This is a genomic window from Agathobaculum sp. Marseille-P7918 (assembly GCF_964248325.1).
GTDB lineage: Bacteria > Bacillota > Clostridia > Oscillospirales > Butyricicoccaceae > Agathobaculum.
Map to the genome: position 1 here is coordinate 110,839 of NZ_CAXTXI010000005.1, position 23,588 is coordinate 134,426.

The window sequence follows — 23,588 nt, forward strand, 5'->3', positions numbered from 1 at the left end:
TATGGGAAAGAACATCAGAAAACTGCATGAGAGCTTCCAGCACGCGCTGCGCGGACTGGGGCTGTGCATCCATGGGGAGCGCAACTTCCGCGTGCACATGGTCACGGCCTTTTATGTGACGGTTTTTGCGCTGATGGGTCACGCAAGCGCAGCGGAGGCGGCGATTTTGTGTATCTGCTTTGGTTTGACCATGGGTGCGGAGCTGATGAACACCGCCATTGAGCGGCTATGCGATCGGCAGGCCAGCGGATACGATGGCTTTGTCCGCAACGCCAAGGACATTGCCGCGGCGGGGGTGTTCGTGTGCGCCGCGGCGTGTGCAGCGGTAGGCGTATGCATTTTTATCGGTGAAGGTGTGTTGTGGACAGCTGCACAGTTCCTGCTCGTGCATCTTTGGGCATTTGTGGTGCTGCTGGTGACAGTACCGGCTGCGCTTTGGTTTATATTTTATTATGGGAGAATACAATGAGCAAGATTACGAAAACTGCGGTCGTCTCGGTGGTCGGCCGCCCGAATGTCGGCAAATCCACGCTGACCAATAAGCTGGTGGGGCAGAAGGTTGCCATCGTTTCCAGTAAACCGCAGACCACACGCACCCGTATTACAGGCGTACTCAGCCGCGGGGATACGCAGTATGTCTTTTTGGATACGCCCGGTCTGCATAAGCCGCGCTCCCGTCTGGGTGATTACATGTGTAAGGTCGTGACCGATACCGTGTCCGAAGTGGACGTGGCGGCGCTTGTGGTTGAGCCGATTGCGAACATCGGCCCGGCAGAGGAGAGCCTTATCCAGCAGATTAAGCAGCATCATATGCCGTCTATTCTGGTCATCAATAAGATAGACACGGTCAAAAAGGAAGAACTGCTTGCGGTCATCGCTAAGTATGCCGAGGTGCATGACTTTGACGCGGTCGTGCCGATTTCGGCGCGCACGGGTGAGGGGCTGAATGATTTTCTGTCCGAGGTGGATAAATATGCGCTCGAAGGTCCGCAGCTGTTTCCGGAGGATATGGTATCTGATCAGCCGGAGCGGCAGCTTGTGGCTGAAATTGTGCGTGAAAAAATGCTGCGTTTGCTCGACCGGGAGGTGCCGCACGGCGTTGCCGTCGGCATCGAGCGTTGGCATGAGCGTGAGGACGGTTTGATCGAAATCAACGCAGTCATTTATTGTGAAAAGAACAGCCATAAAGGGATTATCATCGGCAAGCAGGGCGCCATGCTCAAAGAGATTGGCCGTCAGGCCCGCGCGGATATCGAGCGCATGTTGGATGCGAAAGTGTTCCTTGAGTTGTGGGTCAAGGTCAAGGAGGGCTGGCGCAACAATCAGTATCAGATGCGCAATTTCGGTTACGAGGATCAGTAAATGGCAGAGGTCAGGCTGCGCGCGCTCATTTTGCGTGAGGTGGATTTCGGTGATTTCGACCGCTATCTGACCGTGCTGACCGAATACGGACGCAAGAGCGAAATTCTGTATAAAAATGCGCGGCGGGGCAAAAAACAGAACCCTGCCGCGCGGCAGTTTTGTTATTCCGAGCTGATTTTGTCCGAGCGGGGAGGGAAATACGCGCTGCGCGATGCCGATCTGGTGCATTCTTTTTTCTCGCTTGCGGAAGATATTGAACGGTATGCGCTTGCATGCTATCTGGCGGAGATTGCCGGTGCGGTGACCGGGCCGGATGAGGACAGTCCGGCGGTATGCCGCTTGTTGCTGCACGCATTGTATGCGCTGGAGGGTAAAAAGCGCGACCCTGCGCTGGTCAAGGCCGCGTTTGAGTGGCGCGTGTTGGCGGAGAGCGGCTATGCGCCTGACTTTACCGAGTGTGGCGTGTGTGGACAGACGATCGAGCAGCCGCCTGTGTGTTTTTCTGTGCGTGCGGGTACAGCGGCAGACGATAAATGCGCTGCGCGTGTTGGCGGGTATGAACGGCTTGCGGATGGAACGCTGCGCGCAATTTTGCATGTTCTGTCGGCAGAGCCGCAGAGAGCGTATGCTTTTGCGCTTACTGGTGCGGCATGTGAACAGTTCTGCCGTATGGCGGAAGCATATGTGCAGTATCACCTTGGCCGTGGATTTGACAGTTTGGTATTTTACCGCTCGCTCCAGCCGAAAGGGAAAAAGCCATGATTGTAATAAAGAATATGCTGGTAAAGCAGACCTCTTTGCGTTTTTCGGTATATGTGCAGCTTGCGATCGATGGCATTGCAGCGGCAGTTTTTCTGATTAGCTGGCTTGCAGGCGTAAAACCGTATATCGTAATACTGGGACTGCTGTTGCTTTCTTTGTTCAATACGTTTCTGTGCGGCCATTATCTGCTGCGCGACTTCAAGCAGTATCTGCCGAATGAGGAGTATCAGCGTCTTGCTGCGCGATATTTTCCTTATGGCAGCCACTGGCTGTGGGTGTTGTTGCAATATAAGCAGCTTTGTGGTATGACCAGTGATACAGGTCATGCGATTTTGCATATTTGGCTAAGGGTTATCGGTTTGATTGCAGGCTCGATGCTGGGGATTTATCTGCTGTCTCTGCTGCTGTTTTTTCTGTTGTGAAACCTTGCTTTTGGAGAGGAAGCTATGAATAAATTAGGTGAAAAATCCTTAAAAACACTGGAATATTATGAAATCTTAGAGCGTCTCGCGGCGCAGGCCGCATCGGATGCAGCGAAAGAGAAATGCCGCGCGCTGCGGCCGCTGGATGACCATGAGCAGGCGCAGGTCTGGATGGACCAGACGACAGATGCGAAAAACCGCATGGTGCGGCATGGCAGTCCGTCCTTCGGCGGCATCCGCGAAGTTGGCGCGATTTTGCAGCGCGCCGACCGCGGCGGCACGCTCAATCCGCGCGAGCTGCTCGATGTTGCAAGTTTGCTGCAAACTGCGCGTCGTGCGTTGGTATACGATGCGGAGCAGGAGGAAAAGACCGCGCTGACACCAATTTTCGGTCTGCTGTCCGGCAATCGAACGCTGGAGGAGGCGATTACGACCGCGATCGTATCTGAGGAGGAGATTGCGGACGGCGCCTCTCCCGAACTGCTATCCATCCGCCGTGAGCTACGGCGCATTTCAGGCAAGGTGCGAGAGACGCTTAACCGTCTGATTTCGGGCGAACGGTCGAAATACTTGCAGGAAACCATTATTACCCAGCGAAACGGGCGGTTTGTTGTGCCTGTCAAGGCGGAGCATCGCGGTGACATCCCGGGTCTGGTGCACGACACTTCATCCACTGGCGCGACTGTGTTCGTCGAGCCGCAGCAGGTGGTGGAAATCAATAATCAGATTAAGGTGCTTGAGGGCCGCGAGGAGGCTGAGATTGAGCGTATTCTCGCAGAGCTGTCAAGCGAGGTGGCGGGATACAAAAATGCGATTGAGCAGGATTTTGACGCGCTGGTATCGCTTGACTTTGTGTTTGCGCGGGCAAAGCTGTCGTTTGAAATGAACGCTGCCGCACCCGTGCTTGCGGAAGGAAACGGCCGCTGCCGTTTGCTGCGTGCGCGGCATCCGCTGCTCGACAAAGACAAGGCGGTGCCGATTGACATTGCTATTGGCGGCGAGTACGACACGCTGGTTATCACCGGCCCGAATACAGGCGGCAAAACCGTGTCGCTCAAGACACTGGGACTGCTGTCACTCATGGCGGCTTCCGGTCTGCATATTCCGGCAAACGAGCAATCCGAGATTGCGCTGTTTGAGCATGTTTATGCGGATATTGGCGACGAGCAGAGCATCGAGCAGTCGTTGTCCACCTTCTCTGCGCACATGAAAACCATTGTGTCCATCATGGATTGCTGCGGGCAGGGCGATTTGGTGCTGTTTGACGAGTTGGGCGCAGGTACCGACCCGGTTGAGGGTGCGGCGCTTGCGGTTGCGGTCATTGGCTATGCGCGCCAGATGGGTGCGTGTGTTGCGGCGACGACGCACTATGCGGAGCTGAAGACCTTTGCGCTTACAACCGACGGTGTGGAAAACGCCTCGTGCGAATTTAATGTGCAGTCCCTGCAGCCGACTTATCGTTTGCTGACCGGTATTCCGGGCAAATCCAATGCGTTTGCCATTGCCGCACGGCTGGGGCTTCAGCCGACCATTATCGAGCGGGCGAAGGAGCAGGTTTCGACCGAGGATGCGCGTTTTGAGGATGTACTGGCAGAACTGGAGCGAGAGCGTCGTCGGGTGGAACAGATGCGGGATGAAGCCGCCAAAATGCGTTCGATGGCACAGTCCGAACGCGATAAGATGCGCGCCGAGCGTGACGCGGCCGAGCAGCGTGCGGATAAGCTGCTGGAAAGCGCGCGCAGTCAGGCCGACCGCATTCTCAAGGATGCGCGCATGACGGCAGAAACCGTATTTGACGAGCTGGAAGACTTGAAAAAGAAGTCGCAGAAGAAAAACGCAGACCAGAATCTTGCTGCTGCCAAAGCTGCGCTGCGCGGTGTCATCACACAAACCGAAAATGAGCAGCGCCGCGGTGTACAGAAGCGTGTGGTCGAGGCTAATGAGCAGCGTCCGGTCAAAAAGGGCGACCGGGTGCGACTGCTGAATGTCGGCGGTGTGTTGGCGGATGTGCTGGCACCTGCGGACAAGAGCGGCAATGTGCAGGTGCAGGCCGGACCGATGAAAATGACGGTCAAGGAAAATGAGCTGCGGCTGGTGGAGGAAAATAAGCCGGCGAAAAAGGCCGCGCCGCAGCCGCGCCGCAGTACACCTGCGCGAGAGCTGAACCTGCGTTCGGCAGCCGGCGAGGTCGATGTGCGTGGGATGAGTGCGGAAGAAGCGCTGTTCGAGGTCGATAATTTCCTATCCCGTGCAATCATGGCGGGTCTGCCTTCGGTGACGGTTATTCATGGTAAGGGAACGGGCGTATTGCGAAACGCCGTACAGCAGCATCTGCGGAGCAATAAGCGGGTCAAAAGTGTGCGCAGCGGTGTATACGGCGAAGGCGAGCAGGGTGTGACCATCGTGGAGCTTCGGTGAAATCGGTTTCGGCAGATGCATAAAAAATTGAACATCCTTTCGCGTAAAACCGTCATACAGGGCAAAATGCCATATATTTTGACGGAATGCAAGAAAAATTTCATCAAAAACGCAAATGACGCAAGGGGAAAAGGGCCTTGACGAAATCGACAAAAGAGGATAGACTATATATATCGGATTTGAAGAAATAGGAGCGATGCAGATTATGTATTCGAAAGAGGTACAGGTTACCAATCAGGTAGGCTTATATGCCCGTCCCGCAACTTTTTTTATTCAGAAGGCAAATGAGTTCAAGTCGACGATTCTGGTAGAGAAGGAAGAGCGCCGCGTCAATGCGAAGAGCTTGCTCGGCATTCTGTCCCTGGGCATCACCAAGGGCACTACCATCAACCTGATCGCGGACGGCCCGGATGAGGAAGAGGCTGTTTCTGCTTTGGTTGAGCTGATTACGTCCAATTTTACCGACTAAGTTATCGCATCCTGAGAAAAAGCGCCGAATTGCTCGGCGCTTTTTTTATCGGAGGAGTTGGCAGCGAAAAAAGGAGGCGGTTTACCGTGACAAGAGAACAACTCAAGGAGCGTGTGCGCCGTCTGCCGATGCAGCCGGGCGTGTATCTGCACAAGGATAAAACCGGCAAGGTGATTTATGTCGGCAAGGCCAAGCTGCTTCGCAATCGCGTATCCAATTACTTTCAGCCGCCCGAGCGGCTCAACGCCAAAACCAGGCAGTTGGTCAGTCACATTGATGATTTCGATATCATCGTGACCGAAAGCGAGTTTGAAGCGCTGGTTTTGGAAAACTCGATGATTAAAAAGTACAAGCCCAAGTATAACATCCTTTTGAAGGACGACAAGGGCTATCCTTATATCCGGCTCAATACGGATGCGCCCTATCCGGCGTTTACCGTTGTTTCTCGACCGGGACATGACGGGGCGCGCTATTTCGGCCCCTATCCGGGCCGTGTAGCTGCACGTCGCGCGATTGACACGATCAGCGAAGCACTGCTGCTTAAAACCTGTTCGCGGGTATTTCCGCGCGATATCGGCAAAGACCGTCCGTGCCTCAATCAGCATTTAGGGCGTTGCTGTGCTCCTTGCACGGGAAAAGTCAGCCCGGAGGAATACCATGCGCTAATCCAGCAGGCGATTGCATTGTTTGAAGGCAATGCAAAGCAGTTGGAAAAAGATTTAACCGAAAAAATGAACGAAGCGGCGGAGGAACTGCAGTTTGAGCGTGCGGCCATGTTGCGCGATCGGCTGCGTGCGGTGCAAAAGCTGGGTACACGGCAGCATGTTGTCGCAGGCGCGTTCGCTGAATTGGATGTGATTGCATTTGTGCAGGGACAGACGCGTGCATGTGTGTGCGTGCTGCACTATGCAGGCGGCGCTTTACAGGATAAGGAATATACGCTGTTCCACTTGACCGGAAGCGATCCGGCTGAAGTGTTGTCCTCTTTTGTCAAGCAATACTACGCGCAGCGCGGTGCTGTGCCAAAAACCGTACTGCTTTCGCATGAAATCGAGGAGCAGGACGCGGTGGGGGAATACTTGTCCTCGATCGCGGAGCGTAAGGTCGAACTTGCTGTGCCGCAGCGCGGCGAACGCCGTGTACTGACGAGGATGGCGGAAAAAAATGCGCGCGAGGAGATTGAACGGCGTGAAAAACAGTCGGAAAGGCGGCATAAATCACTGGAATTGCTGCAAAATGTGACCGGCATGCTTGCGCTGCCGCTGCGTCTGGAAGCGTATGATATATCCAACTTTGCCGGACAGGATACCGTCGGTTCGATGGTTGTATTCGTGGAAGGACAACCGAAAAAGAGCGCCTATCGCAAGTTTAAGATTGCCTGCGCTGCCAATGGACAGGATGACTATGCCTCCATGCGGGAAATGCTCACGCGCCGCGTGCAGCGGTATGTGGACGGGGATGAGAAATTCACACCTCTGCCGAATGCTTTCCTGATTGATGGCGGTCTGGGGCATGTTCGCATATGCAAAGAGGTGCTTGATTCGTTTGGTCTGCAAACACCGTGTTTCGGCATGGTCAAGGATGACAAGCATCGTACACGTGCGCTGGTTGCGCCGGATGGGCGTGAATTCGGCATTTCAGCTACGCCTGCACTGTTTGCGCTGATCGGGCGGATACAGGAGGAGGTGCACCGGTTTGCCATCGAGTATAACCGTAAGCTGGGTGGCAAAAAGGTGCGTGGATCGACGCTGGATAAAATCCCGGGCGTGGGTGATAAGCGCCGTGCAGAGTTATTGCGGCATTTCGGCAGTATTGATAATATCCGCAAGGCAGGCGAACAGGAGCTGGCGCGGATTTTGCCGCGCAATGCTGCGCAGGCGGTGTTTGATTATTTCCACAAGGAGGACTGAGCGATGCGTGTGGTATCCGGTACGGCGCGGGGGTGTAAGTTGCAGCCCGTCCCCGGGATGAATACCCGGCCGACAACTGATCGCGTCAAGGAAAATGTGTTTAATCTGATTCAGGATTATGTGCGCGGTGCATGTGTGCTGGATTTATTTGCCGGCACGGGTCAGCTCGGCATCGAGGCGCTTTCACGCGGCGCGCAGCACTGTGATTTTGTGGAGCATAACAAAACAGCATACAATATCGTGTGTAAAAATACAGAAGCAGCGCGTGTGTCTGAACGAGCCGGTTTATATCGAATGGAGTCGGATGCGTTCCTTTCGCATGCGGCAAAGCAAGGGTATGACCTGATTTTTCTCGATCCTCCGTACGGTGGTAAGGTTTTGGAAAATGCCTTATTGCAGATAGAAACGTTTGACATTCTCTCTGCGGATGGTATAATAATATGCGAAAGTGCAGCAGAGGATCGGTTCGCGCACGGGTTTGAGACCGTTCGTGAGCGTCGTTATGGTGCAACAATGATTACCGTTCTGCGTCAGCGGGACGGCGGAACGGATGAATAACATGAGAACTGCGATCTATCCGGGCAGCTTTGACCCGGTCACATTGGGCCATCTGGATATTATACGCCGTGCGTCGGTCATGTTTGACCGCTTGGTTGTTGCGGTAATGCACAATCAGAACAAAAAGCCGATGTTTTCGGTGGAGGAACGGATGGAATTCCTCCGGCGGACGACGGATGAGCTGTCGAATGTGGAGATTGCGTCCTTTGGCGGTCTGCTTGCGGATTATGCCAGACAGCAGGAAGCCTGCGCGGTGGTCAAGGGCTTGCGCGCGGTTTCGGATTTTGAATATGAATTTCAGATGGCGCTGGCGAATCGGAAGCTGAATCCGGAACTGGATACGGTGTTCCTGATGACGAGCGCGGAATATATGTACCTGTCATCCTCCGTGGTGAAGGACATTGCAGTACACGGCGGCAGTGTCGTCGGCTTTGTCCCTGACAGGATCATGCAGGATATTGTGCGCCGCACAAGAAAGGAAGGCTAAACGATGGCAACTTTGGACGAACTGATCAACAGCATGTACGATATGGTGCAGGACGCAAAGGGAATTCCTCTGGCGGGCGAAAAGTGCATCATCGAACGTGACCATCTGCTCGATCTGCTCGATGAGCTGCGCGCGACGCTGCCGAATGATTTACAGGCCGCGCAGGATATCGTAGCCAAGCGCAGCGAGATGCTGGCTTCCGGAAAACGTGAGGCAGAGGCAATCCGCCGTCAGGCAGAGGAAGATGCCCGCCAGATGGTTTCGGAAACTGAAATTGTGGTTGCGGCCCGCCGTAAGGCAAAAGAAGTGCAGGGCAATGCGGAAATTCAAGCGCGTGAGCTGCGCCGTGTGGCCAATGAGTATTGTGAGGATACCCTGAAGCGCACAGAGGAAGCGGTGGCGCTTTCGCTGGAAGAAGTGCGCAAGGCGCGCCAGCGCTTTAAGAGTATTGCCAAGTGATAAAATAGGATAAAACAGCTGCCAAATGGGCAGCTGTTTTTTTATGCTGTGAAAAAAGATTGGGGGGAAGGTATGGCTGTAACTGCCTTTCCCACTTTGACCCACATGGGATGGATGCTGCATTGCTCTTTTCCGCAGAGACGTAAGAATTCTGCTGGAAGAGTGGGGAGATGGTGGGATTTTCCCCCACTGGGGGGCTTTGGAAGGGAAGAAGCAAAACTATCGAACAAGTGTTTGAAAATTGCAAAAATCGTCGAAACAACGAATTTCTGGCCATAATCTTCTGCAAAATAATACGAAAAAAACCTTGCAATCTATTGGGCGTACCGCTATAATGGAAACAAGGTGGTGAGAAGTGGGGTAAAGTGTCACACATTCCACCAAAGCGAAAGTGTGGTGTGAATCCGGTGAAGGGCGAATACAAACATTCCGTTGACGCAAAAGGGCGGCTGGCAATGCCGGCCAAACTGCGCGAGGAGTTGGGCGAGCACTTCACCGTCACCAAGGGTCTGGATGGATGCCTTGCGGTTTATCCGGAAAAGGAATGGGAAGCCTTGGAGGACCGCATTCGCAGTTTGGGCAATGGTGAAAAGGCACGCCGTGTTAAACGGTACTACTTTGCTAATGCGTTTGACGCACAGCTCGACGCACAGGGCCGCATTCTCATCCCCGCAAATTTGCGTGAGTTTGCCGATCTGCAAAAGGATGTAGTTGTCATCGGTCAGCTGGATCACGCGGAAATTTGGAACAGTGAAAAGTGGCGCGTTTACAACGAAGCAATTGATGCGGAGAGCGTTGCCGCTGACGTGGAAGATATGGATTTTTAACCGGACAGGCAGGAGGGAAGTATGGAATTTCATCACGTATCCATTCTGCTTGAACCATGCCTCGAAGCGCTTCAGATTAAACCGGACGGTGTGTACGTCGATGCGACGACCGGCGGTGCAGGACATTCGCTCCGCATTGCGGAGCGTTTGCATGATACCGGTCGTTTGATTTGTATTGACCGAGATGATGAGGCACTGGAAAATGCCAAAACGCGGCTGCATGACGTGTGGCAGCGTGTGACAACGGTCAAAAGTGATTTTCGTGAAATTGACCATGTGTTGGAATCGCTTGGTTTGCCGGGAGCAGACGGTATCCTGTTTGATTTGGGCGTTTCCTCTCCGCAGCTTGATCATGCGGAGCGCGGCTTTTCCTATATGCAGGATGCGCCGCTGGATATGCGCATGGATCGGTCACAGAAGCTGACCGCCTACGAGGTGGTCAACGGCTGGAGCCGGGAGGAGATTCGGCGGATTTTGTTCGAGTATGGTGAGGAGCGGTATGCGCCGCTGATTGCCGCGGCGATTGAACGCGAACGGGCGAAAAAGCCGATTGAAACCACGTTGGAGCTGGTCGATGTGATTAAAGGCGCGATGCCGGGCAAGGCAAAGCGCGAAAAGCAGCATCCGGCAAAACGCAGCTTTCAGGCGATTCGTATTGCGGTAAACGATGAGCTGGGTGCGGTACGGGAAGCGATGGACAAAGCGATTGATTGCCTCAATCCGGGCGGACGGCTTGCGGTGATTACGTTCCATAGCTTGGAGGATCGTATCGTAAAGGCGGCGTTTCAACAGGCGGCGCAGGGATGTACCTGTCCGAAGGAGTTTCCAGTTTGTGTGTGCGGGAAAAAACCGAAGGTACGGCTGACTCCGCGTAAGCCGATTCTTCCGGATGAAAAAGAGATCGGAGAAAATCCCAGAGCACGCAGCGCCAAGCTGCGCGTCTGCGAAAAGATATGAATAGCAACCGCAGGAGAAAGGAAATGCAATGATGACTGCCAGCAGGGAAAGCGTGGCCTATAAACAATACGAAGAACGTTTTCCGGTGCCTCAGGAGCAGAGACGCAATTTGCGCGTAGCGCCCACACCGCGTCGGCGCAGAAAAGCGCGTGTAAGACCCGGTTTGGTGGGCTGCTTTACTGTTGTGGCGATTGCCGCGGTGTACATCTTGTTTTGCCAGATGCAGCTGACGCAGCTGAGCGCCGAGGTTGGCGAGCAGAACGATATGTTGAATGAACTGACGGCGGAAAACGTATCGTTGACGACCAAGCAGATCAATAGCGTCAATATGGACGAGGTAGAGGAATACGCGGTAAATAATATGGGAATGGTCAAGATGGATAACTCCCAGATCGAATATGTGGAGTTGACCAATCCGGATACTGTGACGGTAGCGGATAGCGGCGTATCGCTTGGATCGCTTTTTGCGGGTTTGGCGCGCAGCTTTTCTGCAATTGTGGAATATATTCGGTAAGTAAATGAATAGGATGCGTACAGGGGAGTGAGAGGTGGAAACTTCTGACTCCTTACGCTTTTTATAACGAGATTACGGAGGAAAGGAAATACCATGGCAGCAAAGGGACCGAACAATCAAATGCGCGCACGAATCGGTGTTATGACCTTGGCGTTTGTGGTGTTTGGATTTGGATTGGTGGGAATACGTCTGCTGTATATGCAGGTATTCAACCATGATTTTTATGTACAGCAGGCGGCTTCGCTGCAGACGCGTGATACGTTTATTACACCGAACCGCGGTAAAATCTATGACGCGAACATGCAGGTTTTGGCGGAATCGGCCGAGGTAGAGCGCATCGTTATTTCGCCGAAGGGCGTGGTAGATGAGGCAAAGGTGAGCGATGGCGTTTCTGCCCAGACACAGCAGCAGACGTTGGCACAGATTTTGGCGGATGAACTTAGTTTGGATTACAATACGGTGCTGCAGAAAATTCAGAAAACCGATTCTGAGTATGAGATTATTGCTCAAAAGGTGGATAAAGACGTTTCCAAAGAATTATATGAGAAGCTGCAACAGGCGGGCTGCACAGGTGTGTATTCCGAGCCAGATACCAAACGGTATTACCAGCAAGGTGCGTTCCTTTCTGCTGTGCTTGGCTATGTCAGCAGCGATAACAATGGCGCATATGGTTTGGAATCCCAATATAACGACGTGCTTTCCGGTACGGCTGGACGTATTGTGCGTGTACAAAATGCGCAGAATAAAGATATGACGCCCGATACCGAGCAATATATTCCGGCGCAGGACGGCGACTCCCTTGTGCTGACCATTGACAGCGACATCCAGAACTTTCTGGAAAAGCATTTGGAAACCGCGCTGGCGGATAATCCGCAGGCGCGCGACGGCGTATCCGGTATCGTGATGAATGTCAAGACCGGCGAGGTGCTGGCAATGGCTTCGCTGCCGGATTATGATCCCAATAGCGCCTACACAATTACAGATGAGCGTTACATTGAGGAACTGAAAACCAATGTGCAGGCTGCCTTGGCGGAGGCTGGCGTTACAGCGGAAATCAGTGATAAATATTATCAGGAAGGCGGACTGGCGAACCTGCCGGCAAGTATACAGGAAAATGATGAACTGGTCGACGAATTAACCAGTATTCGCTCACAGCAGCTCTACAAAATGTGGTATAATCCGGTAGTGACGGATAACTACGAGCCGGGTTCTACCTTCAAACTGATGAATGTGGCAACGGCCTATGAGTTGGGGTTGGCGCATGAAGAGGATACCTACTACTGCGGCGGCTCAATGATGGTAGGCGACTGGTCCAAGCCGATTCAGTGTTCCAATACCAGCGGCCACGGCACACAGACGCTGACCGAAGCATTGATGAATTCGTGCAACGTGGCAATGATGCAAATTGTCGCCAAGACCGGTAAAGACCGCTTTTACGAATTTTACAAGGCGTTCGGTCTGACCGAGCCGACCGGTATTGACTTGCCCAGCGAAAGCAAGGGCCAGTTCCATGATATCAATGTGACCAGCGAGTGGAACGAGGTATCGCTTGCGGTTGCATCGTTCGGTCAGCGCTTTACCGTTACCCCGCTTCAGATGATCAACATGGTATGTGCGATTGTGGATGACGGAAAGCTCAAGCAGCCGTATGTGGTCAAGGAGATTCTCGGTTCGGATGGCTCGGTCAAGTCCACGACCGAGACGACGGTTGTGCGTCAGGTCATCTCGGAGGAAACCTCCGCTTATATGCGAGAAGCGATGGAGGCGGTTGTATCGGGCGGTACCGGCAAAAACGCTTATGTGCCGGGTTACCGTGTTGGTGGTAAGACGGCAACCTCGGAAATTGAAAAGCTGCGCGATAGCGAGGGTAAGGAAATTGATACTGAGAATCGCTATACCGCGTCTTTCATCGGCGTAGCGCCGATGGAAGATCCGCAGATCGCGGTGCTGGTTGCCATCAACGACCTGCCCGAGTCTGTGCCGCATGGCGGCGGCGCGATTGCCGCACCGGTGGTTGGCCGTATTATGGAAGATGTACTGCCGTACGTCGGCGTAACGCCGGTTTACTCGGATGAAGAAAACGACCGCCGTGAGCTGACTGTACCCAGCGTAATCGGTTCGACGGAAGAAGCGGCCGCAAGCGCGTTGCAGCAGGCAGGCTTTGAATATCGTGTGGTGGGCGACGGCGATACGGTCACCGATCAGGTGCCGTCGGGCGGCGTGCGCATCCCGGCAAGCGGCAAGGTGATTCTGTATATGGGCGAGAGCAAACCGACCGAACAAATCACTGTACCCAACCTGACAGGCTTGACACCGGATGAATGTCGTAGTACATTGGAAGAATATGGGCTGTACCTGAAACAGAAGGGTGTTGCCTCTTCACAGGTTACGGGCAACACAACGGCAAGCAAGCAAAGCCCGGCATCTGGTACAAAGGTGAATATCGGCGCAGTGGTAACGGTAGAATTCTCGGATACCACGAACGTCAACGACCGATAGGAGGAGAAATATGAAATTACAGGAACTGCTCCGTGGTGTTGCAGTGAAAAGCAGCACAGCGGCGGACGATCTGGAAATCCGCGAAGTGCGGTATGATTCGCGTGCCGTGCAGGCGGGTGACCTGTTTGTCGCTATCCGCGGTTTTGCAACAGATGGACATCAATATATCGGTAAAGCAATCGAGCAGGGCGCAGTTGCGGTAGTGTGTGAAGAAGCGCCAGCAGGCGTGCCGGCGGTTGTGGTGGAAAATGCGCGGCAGGCGCTTGCGGAGATTGCCGCGAACCGCTTCGGACATCCGGCAGACAGCATGGTTATGATGGGCGTGACCGGTACCAACGGCAAAACCACAACCACTTATCTGGTTAAGCATATGCTGGAGGATGCGGGTCACAAGGTTGGCCTTATCGGTACCAACCAGAATCTGATTGGCGACGAAGTGATTGAAACCGAACGCACCACACCGGAAAGCTATGAGCTGCATGCGCTGTTTGCGCGCATGCGCGACGCAGGCTGCACCCATGTCATTATGGAGGTTTCTTCGCATTCGCTTGTACTCGACCGGGTACACGGCATTCGCTTTGCGGTCGGCGCATTTACCAACCTAACGCAAGATCATCTGGATTTTCATAAGACAATGGAGGAGTATCGTAAAGCAAAGGCGATGCTGTTTGCCATCAGTGACAAGGGCGTCATCAATCTGGATGATGATGCGGCGCAGGCAATGCTGGCGGATGCGAAATGCCCGTGCCTGACCTTCTCGTGCGAAAAGGATGCGGCTGATCTAACGGCAAAAAATATTCGGCTGCATGCAGATGGCGTGGAATTTGTTGCAGCGACGAAAGGTGAGATTGCACGTGTCAAGCTGCCGATTCCCGGACACTTTTCGGTGGAAAATGCGCTTGCTGCACTGGGCATGGTGCTGCAAACCGGTATGCCGCTGAGTGATGCGGCGCATTCGCTGGCAACGGCGACAGGCGTCAAGGGCCGTGTGGAGGTTGTGCCTACCAATACGGACTACACGGTGTTGATTGACTATGCGCATACACCGGACGGCGTGGAAAATGTGCTGCGAGCGGTGCGCGGTTTTGCCAAGGGCCGTGTGGTTGCGCTGTTTGGCTGCGGCGGTGACCGTGACCGCACCAAACGCCCGAAGATGGGGAAGATTGCAGCGGAACTGGCGGATTTCTGTGTCGTGACGAGCGATAACCCGCGCACCGAGGACCCGAAGGCGATTATTGACGACATTCTGGAAGGCATGAAGGGGACCAAAACCCCAATGCAGGTGATTGTGGACCGGCCGGAGGCCATCCACTGGGCGATGGCACATGCAAAAAAGGATGACGTGATTGTGTTAATGGGGAAGGGACATGAGACCTATCAGGAGGTCAATCACGTCAAGCATCACATGGATGAGCGCGAGATTGTTGCGGCGTTTTTTGACAATAAAGGATGAGGAAAAGCGCGAGATTCGCGCAAAATCACAAACAATGGGGGAACGAGTGCATGGAACAATTTACGCTGGCGCAGGCGGCGGAGTGGACCGGAGGGAAAACAACCGGTGAGGCAGTTTTAGCGGCTGTTTCGACCGACTCCCGACAGATTCCGTCTGATGCGCTGTTCCTGCCGATCAAAGGTGAGCGGTTTGACGCGCACGATTTTATTGATAAGGCGATCGGAAACGGAGCGGCTGCGGTGGTGTCCCACCGGCAAAACGAAGAATATCCGGTGCCGACGCTGTATGTGGAAAATACCTCGCAGGCACTGCTGGATTTGGCAGGTGGCTACCGGCGCTTGTGCGGTGGTCAGGTGGTTGGCGTGACCGGATCGGTTGGAAAGACTACGACCAAAGAGCTGCTGTATGCGGTGTTGTCGCAGGGATTGAGTGCACAAAAGACCGAGGGCAACCTGAATAACGAGATCGGTCTGCCGTTGACCTTGTTCCGTATGACGCGGGACACCGAGGTGATGGTGGCCGAGATGGGTATGAACCACTTTGGAGAATTGTCACGCATGACGGCGGCAGCGCAGCCGAATATCGCGGTTATCACCAACATCGGCACTTCGCACATCGAGTTTCTTGGCTCGCGTGAGGGCATCTGCAAGGCAAAACTCGAAATTCTGGAAGGACTTCAGCCGGGCGGCTGTGCCGTACTGTGCGGTGATGAGCCGCTGTTGTGGGAGAAACGTGAGCGCCTGGGTTGCCGGGTGGTTACCTATGGTATCGAAAATTCCGCATGTGATTTGACCGCATGCTTGCATAAAGACGGTACATTTGATATCATAAACAACAAACTGTCCGAGGTGGCGCTGCCGTGCGGTGAGCACTTTACCGCTAAGCTCGCTATTCCGGGCGCGCATAATGTGCTCAATGCTTTGGCGGCGGCAGCGGTTGGTTTGCTGCTGGGCGAGACACCTGCGCAGATTGCACAGGGCCTCGCTTGCTATGAAGCCAGCGGCATGCGGCAGAACATTTATGAACAGGGCGGCTACCATATTTATTCCGACTGCTACAATGCCAGCCCGGATGCCATGGAAGCGACGCTGGCAGTGCTGGGTACGATGGCGCCGGAGGGTCGCCGTTTTGCTGTGCTTGGTTCGATGCTCGAGCTGGGCGATTATGCGGAGGAAGGGCATCGCAGAGCGGGTCGTGCGGCGGCTCGGTATGCAGATGCACTGTATGCCTACGGACCGGATGCGAAAGCGATGGTTGCGGGGGCTGAAGAAAACGGAATGAAACGGGCGTTTGCGTTTGACGACCAGACGGAATTGGTCGCAGCGCTGCGGCAGGACGCAGCAAAGGGAGACGCCTTACTATTTAAGGGCAGCCGCGGCATGCAGATGGAGCGCGCGCTTGCGATGTTCTTAGGGGAGGACGTGGAAGAATGACACCAGCAAATCTTTACACGGCACTGATTGCCTGTGCGGTTGCGTTCGTTTTGACAGCGGCGATCGGGCCAGCCGTGATCCGTTATCTGCGCAAGATGAAATTCGGCCAGAAAATCCTTGAGATCGGGCCGAAATGGCATATGAATAAACAGAATATCCCGACGATGGGCGGCTTCATGTTCATTATCGGAATTGCTGTTGCGGTTGCAGCGGGCAATAGCTTCGCAGGGCAGATTTGCATGTCCTCGCTCGCAGTGCTCGGCCTTGCTGTGGCATACGGCGCGGTCGGCATGGTGGATGACTACGCCAAGATTCGCAAGAAGGAAAATGCAGGTCTGACGCCAAAACAGAAGCTTGTGCTTCAGATTCTCGTGGCGGGTGCGTTTATTCTGGTGCTTTTCCTCGGGGCGGACAGCGCGCCGCGTCTGTGGATTCCGTTTACCGATATTGTTTTCATCTGGCCGTGGCCGCTGTACATCATTTTTGCGGCGTTTGTCATTGTGGGTGCGGATAACGCAGTTAATCTGACCGACGGCATCGATGGTCTTGCGGCGGGCGTAACGCTGCCGGTCGCGCTGTTCTTTGTCTTTGTGGGCATTGCGCGCGACGACGCGGGCGTTGTGATTTTCGCAGCCGCGCTGGCAGGCGGTCTGGCGGCATTCCTGATTTATAACTTTAATCCGGCGAAAGTATTTATGGGCGACACGGGTTCTCTGTTCCTCGGCGGTGCGGTGGCAGGTCTGGCATTCGCATGTGATATGCCGCTGATTTTGCTGATTGTCGGTTTGATTTACATCATTGAAACCCTGTCTGTTATTCTTCAGGTAACCTATTTTAAGGCAACGCACGGTAAACGCCTGTTTAAAATGGCGCCGATTCACCATCATTTTGAAATGTGCGGCTGGGGCGAGAAAAAAATCGTGCTGACCTTTTCAGGCATCACGGTGCTGCTCTGCCTGCTGGCATATTTTGTAGCGCTGGCTCCGGTGCTGCCCTAATCAACTTTTAAACCTAAACCCTTCGGAGGTGTCCTCATGGCCTCAACAACCAGACAGGCGCGTTCGCCGCGCCGACCGGAACCACGGCGGCGGATCGCTTCGACCCGTTCGACGCTTCGGCCGGATCGCGCGATCGTACCGCGTGATGCAGCTATGATGCAAACGCATGCAAATCCGCCTGCGCGGACACACAGACGGGCGCGGGTGCGCGCTCATGCATGGGATGTGGGTGTGTTTGGGTCGGTGCTGCTGTTGCTGGTGATCGGTCTTATCGCACTGTTTTCCGCAAGCTATTCCAATGCGCTGTTTTATCAGGGCAGCGCTACATATTTTATTTCCCGTCAGGGTGTGAATGCGGCAGCGGGCGTCGTTGCAATGATCGTGATTTCCAAAATCAGCTATAAGTTGTATGCACGATTTCACAAGGAATTGATGATTTTATCGCTTATCCTTCTGGTTCTGGTCATTACGCCGCTTGGCACGGCTTCCAAGGGAGCACAGCGCTGGCTGTTTGGCTTTCAGCCGTCCGAGCTGGCCAAAATTACGGTTATCATCTGCTTTTCCTATTGGATTGCACGCGATACGCAGGGAATACGAACCTTTAAGGGCTTGATTAAGCCATATGGTTTTCTTTTGGCGGCTTATATTGTGCTGCTGTTTTTTGAACCGCATACCTCGGCCATGATGATTATTTGTGGTCTTGGCGTTGTCATTTTGGTGGCGGGCGGTATGCGCCTGTGGTATTTCGGGCCTATCTTCGCGGCGGCTGCAGGCATTTTGACCGGATTCTATTTTGCATTTGAGCACGTGCGGGAACGCTTTTCCGTCTGGCTGAATCCGTTTGCCAACATGCAGGGCGAGGGATGGCAGGGTGCAATGAGCCAGATTGCCATCGGCTCGGGCGGCTTGCTTGGTCGCGGTCTGGGCAAGGGAATGCAAAAGCACCTGTATCTGCCCGAACCGCAGAACGACTTTATTTTCTCCTCCTGGTGTGAGGAAATGGGACTTATCGGCGCTTTGCTGGTGCTGCTGCTGTTTGCTTATCTGATATTCCGCGGTTTCCGTATTGCACGGGCAGCGCCGGATAAATTCAGCTGTCTACTTGCGACCGGCATTACGGCAAAGCTGGCGATTCAAACGCTGATGAACCTGTTTGTTATCACGGGCATTATTCCGGTTACCGGTGCAAGTCTGCCGTTTTTCAGCTACGGCGGTACAGCATTATTGATGCAGATGGGGGAAATGGGCATACTACTGAATATTTCCCGTTATGCACGTGTGGAAACCCGCGCGGATGAATGAGGAAAGATGGACCTATTCAATAAGGCAGAGGGCTTTCGGAAAAGGGGGAACTCAATTGAGACTGTATATCACCGGCGGCGGTACGGGCGGCCATGTGACACCCGGGCTGGCGATTGCACGTTACTTTGAACACAAGCACCCGGACACTGTGGTTCGTTTTGCGGGTTCGGCGCGCGGAATTGAGAACAAACTGGTGCCGCGCGAAGGGTATCCGCTGGATGCAATTGAAATTATCGGTATGTCGCGTTCACTCAGTCCGAAAGGCGTGGCACATAATATAAAGGCAGCAAAGCTGGCGGTATCGGCTATCAGTAAAGCAAAAAAACTGCTGCGTCAGGCGCGACCGGATTGTGTCATCGGCTGCGGCGGTTATGCGTCATTTGCGGTGGTGCGGGCCGCGCAGCAAATGGGAATTCCCACGGTGCTGCTGGAGGTGAACGCGCTGCCGGGCAAGGTGACAAAGATGCTCTCCAAAAAGGCAGACCGTGTGCTGGTTTGCTTTGAGCAGGCCAAGGAAATTCTGGGCGGCGGAGATAAGGTCGTGCTGACCGGTGCTCCTGTGCGCGGGGAAATTCTCTCTGCGGATCGCGAAAAAGCACGCGCGCGTTTTGGGCTGACCGATCAGGACCAGATGGTGGTTTCCTTCTGGGGGTCGATGGGCGCAAAATATATGAATGAGCATATGGCGGGTACGATTGCGCTGGAGTGCAAAAATGACGTGCCGTATCATCATGTACACGCAACAGGAGCGGCGGCACGTGAATGGCTGCCGCGTATGGCGAAAGAGCAGGGTGCGGATTTGGAACAGCACCCCAACATTGAAGTGACGGAATATATTTACGATATGGCCGATCGACTGGCTGCAGCTGATCTGGTTGTCTGTCGCGCGGGTGCGGCGACGCTGGGTGAGCTGTGCATGCTGGGACGGCCTGCGCTTCTGGTGCCGTCTCCGTTTGTGGCGGAAAATCATCAGGAGAAGAATGCCCGTGCGCTGGAAAAGGCGGGCGGCTGCCGTGTGCTGCTGGAAAAGGATGCGTCGCCGCAAAAGCTGTATGACGAGATACAGCTGATGCTTGCAGATCGCGACCGGCTGCAGCAGATGGGACGTGCCGCAACCAGTCTGGCTGCACATGACGCAAGTGAAAAGATTTATCGTGAGATCCTGTGGGCAATTGAGCATTACGGGAAATAAAAAAACGAAGGGGCGCCATCATGAGACGCAGAAGGCGAAGACATAACACGCCCGAGAAGATGCGTCGGCGTGTCAGCCGGCGACAACGCTTTTTTCATACGATTGGGCGCATATTGTTTCTCGGAATTTTGCTGGCGGCGGCGATATTGGCGCTGACGGTTTTTTTTAAGGTTGATACTATAACGGTGGAAGGTGCGCAGAAATACCGGGCGGAAGAAATCGTTGCAGGCATGGATGTCAAGCAAGGGGACAACCTCTACCTATGGAATAAAGTTAAAGTCTGTGATGCGATGTTGGAAAAGTTCCCGTATCTCCAAAGCGTGCAGATTCGCAGGCATTTACCCAATGCGTTGGTGGTTACCGTGACGGAATGCTCCGCGTCGGTAGCCATCGCATCGAATGGAGGCTATCTGCTGCTCAGTAAAGAGGGCAAGGCACTGGAACAGAGTGCGACCAGTAATGGTTTGCCTGTTGTCACGGGTATGACTTTGTCTGATGTGCCGCTCGGAAAGATCCTGACGGAAGACTCCAGTAAGTCAGCAGAGGAGTTGTTGACCATCCTGCAGACGCTGGATGCCGCCGATATGCTCGGTGATCTCAATTTTATCAATCTGTCCGACCTGCGTGATATTCACATCGGGTATCAAAAACGGTTTGATATTCGAGTCAATTCGGTGGATAATCTGGCGTATTATTTGCGTTTTGCGCAAACGGTCATTGAGGATCGTCTGTCGCCGTCCGATATCGGTCAGTTGTACTGGGATGCGCAGAACCGCCTGCATTATGTGCCGGATACGGCGGAAAATATAGAAAAAGCCGGTATGGGCTTGGCAGCATCTTCCACGGTGACGGATGTTTCGACACAAGATACTGCGCAGCAAACAGATACAGAGGCATCTCAGATGCCGGATTTGTCCGAGGGCAGCGTCGATGAGACACAGCGTTCGAACGAAGAAGCCGGGGAAGACGTGAGCACGGCAGATGAAGCGGATACTGATGGGGATGTGTGAGGAAAAGGGAGGAAAAAGGGACAAAAGAAGGCCGGAATACCGTGTGCAGCACGGATTCGCAAGGGCATTTGGCATAAATTTGGTGGAAAGATACAGAAAACTTTCAGTTTTTTTTGAGTAATTCACTAATTTCTGTTGCAAAATGGAACAATTAGAGGTAAAATTAAAACAATAGGGACAGCTCGCTTGCGATAGACAGCAGCGTCCACACAGAAGAACGTATAAGATAATCTGAACGATTCTTTATCATAAAACGGAGGATGGCAATAATGGGTTTCGAGTTTGAACAGAGCTTGGATAGTGTAGTTAACATTAAAGTAATCGGCGTAGGCGGCGGCGGCGGCAACGCAGTCAACCGTATGGTCGAAAGCGGTGTGCAGGGTGTTGAGTTTGTTTCGATCAACACGGATATGCAGGCACTGAACTATTCTCAGGCCGGTACCAAGATCCAGATTGGCGAGAAGCTGACGAAAGGACAGGGTGCAGGCGCAAACCCGGAGATCGGCCGTAAGGCGGCGGAAGAAAGCAAGGATCAGATCGCTGCGGCACTTGCGAATACACATATGGTCTTTATTACTGCCGGCATGGGCGGCGGTACCGGCACCGGCGCGGCACCGGTGGTTGCGCAGATTGCCCGTGAAATGGGTATTCTGACGGTTGGTGTTGTTACCCGTCCGTTTGCATTTGAAGGCAAGAAGCGTTTGGAACAGGCGTTGGGTGGCATTGATGAACTGAACAAAAATGTTGACTCGCTGGTTATTATTCCGAACGAGCGCCTCAAGTACGTATCCGAGCAGAAGATCACCTTTAAGAACGCATTTGAAATTGCGGACGGTGTACTCCGCCAGGCGGTAGCGAATATCTCCGAATTAATTACCGTTCCGGGATTCATCAATCTGGACTTCGCCGATGTTACTTCGGTTATGAAGGACGCAGGTTATGCACATATCGGCACCGGCCGTGCTGCTGGGAAAGATAAAGCCGCCGAAGCGGCCCGTATGGCGATTTCCAGCCCGCTGCTGGAAACCTCGATTGATATGGCACACGGTGTCATCGTTTCTGTTATCGGTTCGGACGATATTGGTCTGGATGAGGTTGAGACGGCGGCTACCATGGTACAGCAGGCGGCACATCCGGATGCGCATATCATTTTCGGTGCGTTTATCGATGATACTATGGATGATGAGATTCGCGTGGTAGTCATCGCAACCGGGTTTGACAGCATCCCGAACTCTGCAAAAATGAATATGGATGGCAAGCAGCCCGAACAGGCTTCCGGCTCCGGTTTGTTTACTGAGGCATCCACTGCGGCAGCAGAGGAGAAGCCTGCTTCGTCCCAGTCGAAATCCAGTGATCTGGGTTCGGATGATGCAGCGTTTGATGTGCTGATGCGTATCTTTGATAAGGACCATCGCTGAGTTCAGTTGAAAATAGCGCCTTGAAAACAGCCCTGTTCAGGGCTGTTTTGGTCTGATAAGACCTTGTAAAATTCTTGTAAAAGGGAGCGTGATTACCGTGAGTGCAGACCCTCGAAGTAAAAAGATAAATCAAACTCGCGGTGACACAGCGATGTGAAGCCGCGGAAAGGCGGTAAGGTATGGTAGAATTTTACAAGACAATTGACGGAAGAATTACGGAGATCAGCGGATTTGCTGAAGGCTGCTGGGTGAATATGGTGCATCCCAGCTCGGATGAGCTGGAGGAAATCGCTCGTGCAGCGCATGTGGAAGAGGAATTTATCCGCGCGGCACTCGACCCGGAGGAAAGTTCGCGTGTTGAAACTGAGGACGATCAGCTGTTGATGATTGTCGACATTCCAATGGTGGAAAAAAGCTCGGTTGAAGATGGCGGTCAGATGTTCAGCACTTTGCCTATGGGTATTGTTGTGGCACAGAACGCGGTCATCACGGTCTGCCTGGAGGACAGCATCATCCTGCGTTCAATTGCGGAGGGTGCGGTGAAAGGCGTGCATACAGCGCTGCGTACGCGATTTGTTTTTCAGATTTTGCTGCGCGTGGCAGGACGCTTTTTGAAAAACCTCCGTATGATTGAGCGTGACTTTACCCGCATCGAAAAGCGATTATATGATTCGCTCAAAAACGAAGAGCTGATTCAGTTGCTCGGACTTTCTAAATCATTGGTTTACTTTTCTGCATCGCTCAAGGGCAACGAAGTAACGATGGAAAAAGTACTGCGCGGGCGCGTGCTTAAGCTGTACGAGGATGACCGTGATATTCTGGAGGATGCACTGATTGAGATTCGACAGGCTATCGAGATGGCCGGTATCTATTCGAGCATTTTGTCCGGTACGATGGATGCATATGCATCGGTTGTGTCCAACAACCTAAACATCATCATGAAGGTGCTCACGGTTCTGACCATCATCATGACCATTCCCAATATCATCTTTGGTTTTTACGGCATGAATATTGAAGGTGGCGGCTTGCCGGGAGACTTTGTCTGGTGGATTCCACTGCTGATTTCGGTCGCTGCATGCTTTTTTGCGTGGTTTATGCTCAAAAAGAAGAATTTGGATTGATTTCCGGCGCCGCGTTT

The 23,588-nt window shown here is 53.5% G+C and carries 22 protein-coding genes; all 22 read left to right on the forward strand.

Annotated elements, in window-relative coordinates; genetic code table 11:
- The first annotated feature begins 1 nt into the window (after window position 1).
- Window positions 2–469 carry a diacylglycerol kinase gene (locus ACESSO_RS09020; protein ID WP_373164724.1) on the forward strand — a complete coding sequence of 156 codons (468 nt, stop codon included), beginning with the start codon at window positions 2–4 and terminating at the stop codon, window positions 467–469.
- Window positions 466–1,362, forward strand: a complete 897-nt coding sequence (era, locus tag ACESSO_RS09025; protein WP_373164725.1) for a GTPase Era — start codon at window positions 466–468, stop codon at window positions 1,360–1,362. Before ACESSO_RS09020 ends, era begins: the two co-directional genes overlap by 4 nt.
- Entirely contained in the window at window positions 1,363–2,124 is a 762-nt protein-coding gene (gene recO, locus ACESSO_RS09030) for a DNA repair protein RecO (RefSeq protein ID WP_373164727.1), read from the forward strand.
- Window positions 2,121–2,546 (forward strand): hypothetical protein, encoded by a 426-nt coding sequence (locus ACESSO_RS09035; protein ID WP_373164729.1) that lies wholly within the window; start codon window positions 2,121–2,123, stop codon window positions 2,544–2,546. Before recO ends, ACESSO_RS09035 begins: the two co-directional genes overlap by 4 nt.
- A 24-nt stretch (window positions 2,547–2,570) precedes the next feature.
- Window positions 2,571–4,964 (forward strand): endonuclease MutS2, encoded by a 2,394-nt coding sequence (locus tag ACESSO_RS09040; RefSeq protein ID WP_373164731.1) that lies wholly within the window; start codon window positions 2,571–2,573, stop codon window positions 4,962–4,964.
- A gap of 205 nt (window positions 4,965–5,169) precedes the next feature.
- The gene (locus ACESSO_RS09045) at window positions 5,170–5,433 is read left to right on the forward strand and encodes an HPr family phosphocarrier protein (RefSeq protein WP_107632189.1); all 264 of its coding nucleotides are present in this window, start codon (window positions 5,170–5,172) and stop codon (window positions 5,431–5,433) included.
- Between the two features lie 86 nt (window positions 5,434–5,519).
- A complete protein-coding gene (gene uvrC, locus ACESSO_RS09050; RefSeq protein WP_373164732.1) occupies window positions 5,520–7,343 on the forward strand; it encodes an excinuclease ABC subunit UvrC in 1,824 nt (607 codons plus the stop codon).
- A gap of 3 nt (window positions 7,344–7,346) precedes the next feature.
- Window positions 7,347–7,901 carry a 16S rRNA (guanine(966)-N(2))-methyltransferase RsmD gene (rsmD, locus tag ACESSO_RS09055; protein WP_373164733.1) on the forward strand — a complete coding sequence of 185 codons (555 nt, stop codon included), beginning with the start codon at window positions 7,347–7,349 and terminating at the stop codon, window positions 7,899–7,901.
- Between the two features lies 1 nt (window position 7,902).
- On the forward strand, window positions 7,903–8,388 hold the full coding sequence (gene coaD, locus ACESSO_RS09060; RefSeq protein ID WP_373164734.1) for a pantetheine-phosphate adenylyltransferase: 486 nt from the start codon (window positions 7,903–7,905) through the stop codon (window positions 8,386–8,388).
- 3 nt (window positions 8,389–8,391) lie between these two features.
- Window positions 8,392–8,847 (forward strand): hypothetical protein, encoded by a 456-nt coding sequence (locus ACESSO_RS09065; protein WP_297274869.1) that lies wholly within the window; start codon window positions 8,392–8,394, stop codon window positions 8,845–8,847.
- A gap of 398 nt (window positions 8,848–9,245) precedes the next feature.
- Window positions 9,246–9,674 carry a division/cell wall cluster transcriptional repressor MraZ gene (gene mraZ, locus ACESSO_RS09070; RefSeq protein WP_297274871.1) on the forward strand — a complete coding sequence of 143 codons (429 nt, stop codon included), beginning with the start codon at window positions 9,246–9,248 and terminating at the stop codon, window positions 9,672–9,674.
- 21 nt (window positions 9,675–9,695) lie between these two features.
- A complete protein-coding gene (rsmH, locus tag ACESSO_RS09075; protein WP_373164736.1) occupies window positions 9,696–10,631 on the forward strand; it encodes a 16S rRNA (cytosine(1402)-N(4))-methyltransferase RsmH in 936 nt (311 codons plus the stop codon).
- Between the two features lie 28 nt (window positions 10,632–10,659).
- A complete protein-coding gene (locus ACESSO_RS09080) occupies window positions 10,660–11,145 on the forward strand; it encodes a hypothetical protein (RefSeq protein WP_373164737.1) in 486 nt (161 codons plus the stop codon).
- A gap of 93 nt (window positions 11,146–11,238) precedes the next feature.
- Window positions 11,239–13,644 carry a penicillin-binding transpeptidase domain-containing protein gene (locus ACESSO_RS09085; protein WP_373164739.1) on the forward strand — a complete coding sequence of 802 codons (2,406 nt, stop codon included), beginning with the start codon at window positions 11,239–11,241 and terminating at the stop codon, window positions 13,642–13,644.
- Window positions 13,645–13,654: 10 nt separating this feature from the next.
- Window positions 13,655–15,097, forward strand: coding sequence for a UDP-N-acetylmuramoyl-L-alanyl-D-glutamate--2,6-diaminopimelate ligase (locus ACESSO_RS09090; protein ID WP_373164741.1), 1,443 nt, complete (start codon window positions 13,655–13,657; stop codon window positions 15,095–15,097).
- Between the two features lie 50 nt (window positions 15,098–15,147).
- Complete coding sequence (murF, locus tag ACESSO_RS09095; RefSeq protein WP_373164743.1) at window positions 15,148–16,530, forward strand: UDP-N-acetylmuramoyl-tripeptide--D-alanyl-D-alanine ligase; 1,383 nt, start codon at window positions 15,148–15,150, stop codon at window positions 16,528–16,530.
- Window positions 16,527–17,528 carry a phospho-N-acetylmuramoyl-pentapeptide-transferase gene (gene mraY, locus ACESSO_RS09100; RefSeq protein ID WP_373164744.1) on the forward strand — a complete coding sequence of 334 codons (1,002 nt, stop codon included), beginning with the start codon at window positions 16,527–16,529 and terminating at the stop codon, window positions 17,526–17,528. Before murF ends, mraY begins: the two co-directional genes overlap by 4 nt.
- A gap of 36 nt (window positions 17,529–17,564) precedes the next feature.
- Window positions 17,565–18,830 carry an FtsW/RodA/SpoVE family cell cycle protein gene (locus ACESSO_RS09105; protein ID WP_373164745.1) on the forward strand — a complete coding sequence of 422 codons (1,266 nt, stop codon included), beginning with the start codon at window positions 17,565–17,567 and terminating at the stop codon, window positions 18,828–18,830.
- A gap of 55 nt (window positions 18,831–18,885) precedes the next feature.
- Entirely contained in the window at window positions 18,886–20,022 is a 1,137-nt protein-coding gene (gene murG / locus ACESSO_RS09110) for an undecaprenyldiphospho-muramoylpentapeptide beta-N-acetylglucosaminyltransferase (protein ID WP_373164747.1), read from the forward strand.
- A gap of 113 nt (window positions 20,023–20,135) precedes the next feature.
- Window positions 20,136–21,032 (forward strand): cell division protein FtsQ/DivIB, encoded by an 897-nt coding sequence (locus ACESSO_RS09115; protein WP_373164748.1) that lies wholly within the window; start codon window positions 20,136–20,138, stop codon window positions 21,030–21,032.
- 269 nt (window positions 21,033–21,301) lie between these two features.
- Window positions 21,302–22,450 (forward strand): cell division protein FtsZ, encoded by a 1,149-nt coding sequence (gene ftsZ, locus ACESSO_RS09120; protein ID WP_373164749.1) that lies wholly within the window; start codon window positions 21,302–21,304, stop codon window positions 22,448–22,450.
- A gap of 179 nt (window positions 22,451–22,629) precedes the next feature.
- A complete protein-coding gene (locus tag ACESSO_RS09125; RefSeq protein WP_373164750.1) occupies window positions 22,630–23,571 on the forward strand; it encodes a magnesium transporter CorA family protein in 942 nt (313 codons plus the stop codon).
- Window positions 23,572–23,588 lie beyond the last annotated feature (17 nt).

What these genes read in the sequence shown, in the direction of transcription:
- ACESSO_RS09020 (WP_373164724.1), top strand. Translation starts at nt 2, where the DNA reads ATGGGAAAGAACATCAGAAAACTGCATGAGAGCTTCCAGCACGCGCTG.
- era (WP_373164725.1), top strand. Translation starts at nt 466, where the DNA reads ATGAGCAAGATTACGAAAACTGCGGTCGTCTCGGTGGTCGGCCGCCCG.
- recO (WP_373164727.1), top strand. Translation starts at nt 1,363, where the DNA reads ATGGCAGAGGTCAGGCTGCGCGCGCTCATTTTGCGTGAGGTGGATTTC.
- ACESSO_RS09035 (WP_373164729.1), top strand. Translation starts at nt 2,121, where the DNA reads ATGATTGTAATAAAGAATATGCTGGTAAAGCAGACCTCTTTGCGTTTT.
- ACESSO_RS09040 (WP_373164731.1), top strand. Translation starts at nt 2,571, where the DNA reads ATGAATAAATTAGGTGAAAAATCCTTAAAAACACTGGAATATTATGAA.
- ACESSO_RS09045 (WP_107632189.1), top strand. Translation starts at nt 5,170, where the DNA reads ATGTATTCGAAAGAGGTACAGGTTACCAATCAGGTAGGCTTATATGCC.
- rsmD (WP_373164733.1), top strand. Translation starts at nt 7,347, where the DNA reads ATGCGTGTGGTATCCGGTACGGCGCGGGGGTGTAAGTTGCAGCCCGTC.
- coaD (WP_373164734.1), top strand. Translation starts at nt 7,903, where the DNA reads ATGAGAACTGCGATCTATCCGGGCAGCTTTGACCCGGTCACATTGGGC.
- ACESSO_RS09065 (WP_297274869.1), top strand. Translation starts at nt 8,392, where the DNA reads ATGGCAACTTTGGACGAACTGATCAACAGCATGTACGATATGGTGCAG.
- rsmH (WP_373164736.1), top strand. Translation starts at nt 9,696, where the DNA reads ATGGAATTTCATCACGTATCCATTCTGCTTGAACCATGCCTCGAAGCG.
- ACESSO_RS09080 (WP_373164737.1), top strand. Translation starts at nt 10,660, where the DNA reads ATGATGACTGCCAGCAGGGAAAGCGTGGCCTATAAACAATACGAAGAA.
- ACESSO_RS09085 (WP_373164739.1), top strand. Translation starts at nt 11,239, where the DNA reads ATGGCAGCAAAGGGACCGAACAATCAAATGCGCGCACGAATCGGTGTT.
- ACESSO_RS09090 (WP_373164741.1), top strand. Translation starts at nt 13,655, where the DNA reads ATGAAATTACAGGAACTGCTCCGTGGTGTTGCAGTGAAAAGCAGCACA.
- murF (WP_373164743.1), top strand. Translation starts at nt 15,148, where the DNA reads ATGGAACAATTTACGCTGGCGCAGGCGGCGGAGTGGACCGGAGGGAAA.
- mraY (WP_373164744.1), top strand. Translation starts at nt 16,527, where the DNA reads ATGACACCAGCAAATCTTTACACGGCACTGATTGCCTGTGCGGTTGCG.
- ACESSO_RS09105 (WP_373164745.1), top strand. Translation starts at nt 17,565, where the DNA reads ATGGCCTCAACAACCAGACAGGCGCGTTCGCCGCGCCGACCGGAACCA.
- ftsZ (WP_373164749.1), top strand. Translation starts at nt 21,302, where the DNA reads ATGGGTTTCGAGTTTGAACAGAGCTTGGATAGTGTAGTTAACATTAAA.
- ACESSO_RS09125 (WP_373164750.1), top strand. Translation starts at nt 22,630, where the DNA reads ATGGTAGAATTTTACAAGACAATTGACGGAAGAATTACGGAGATCAGC.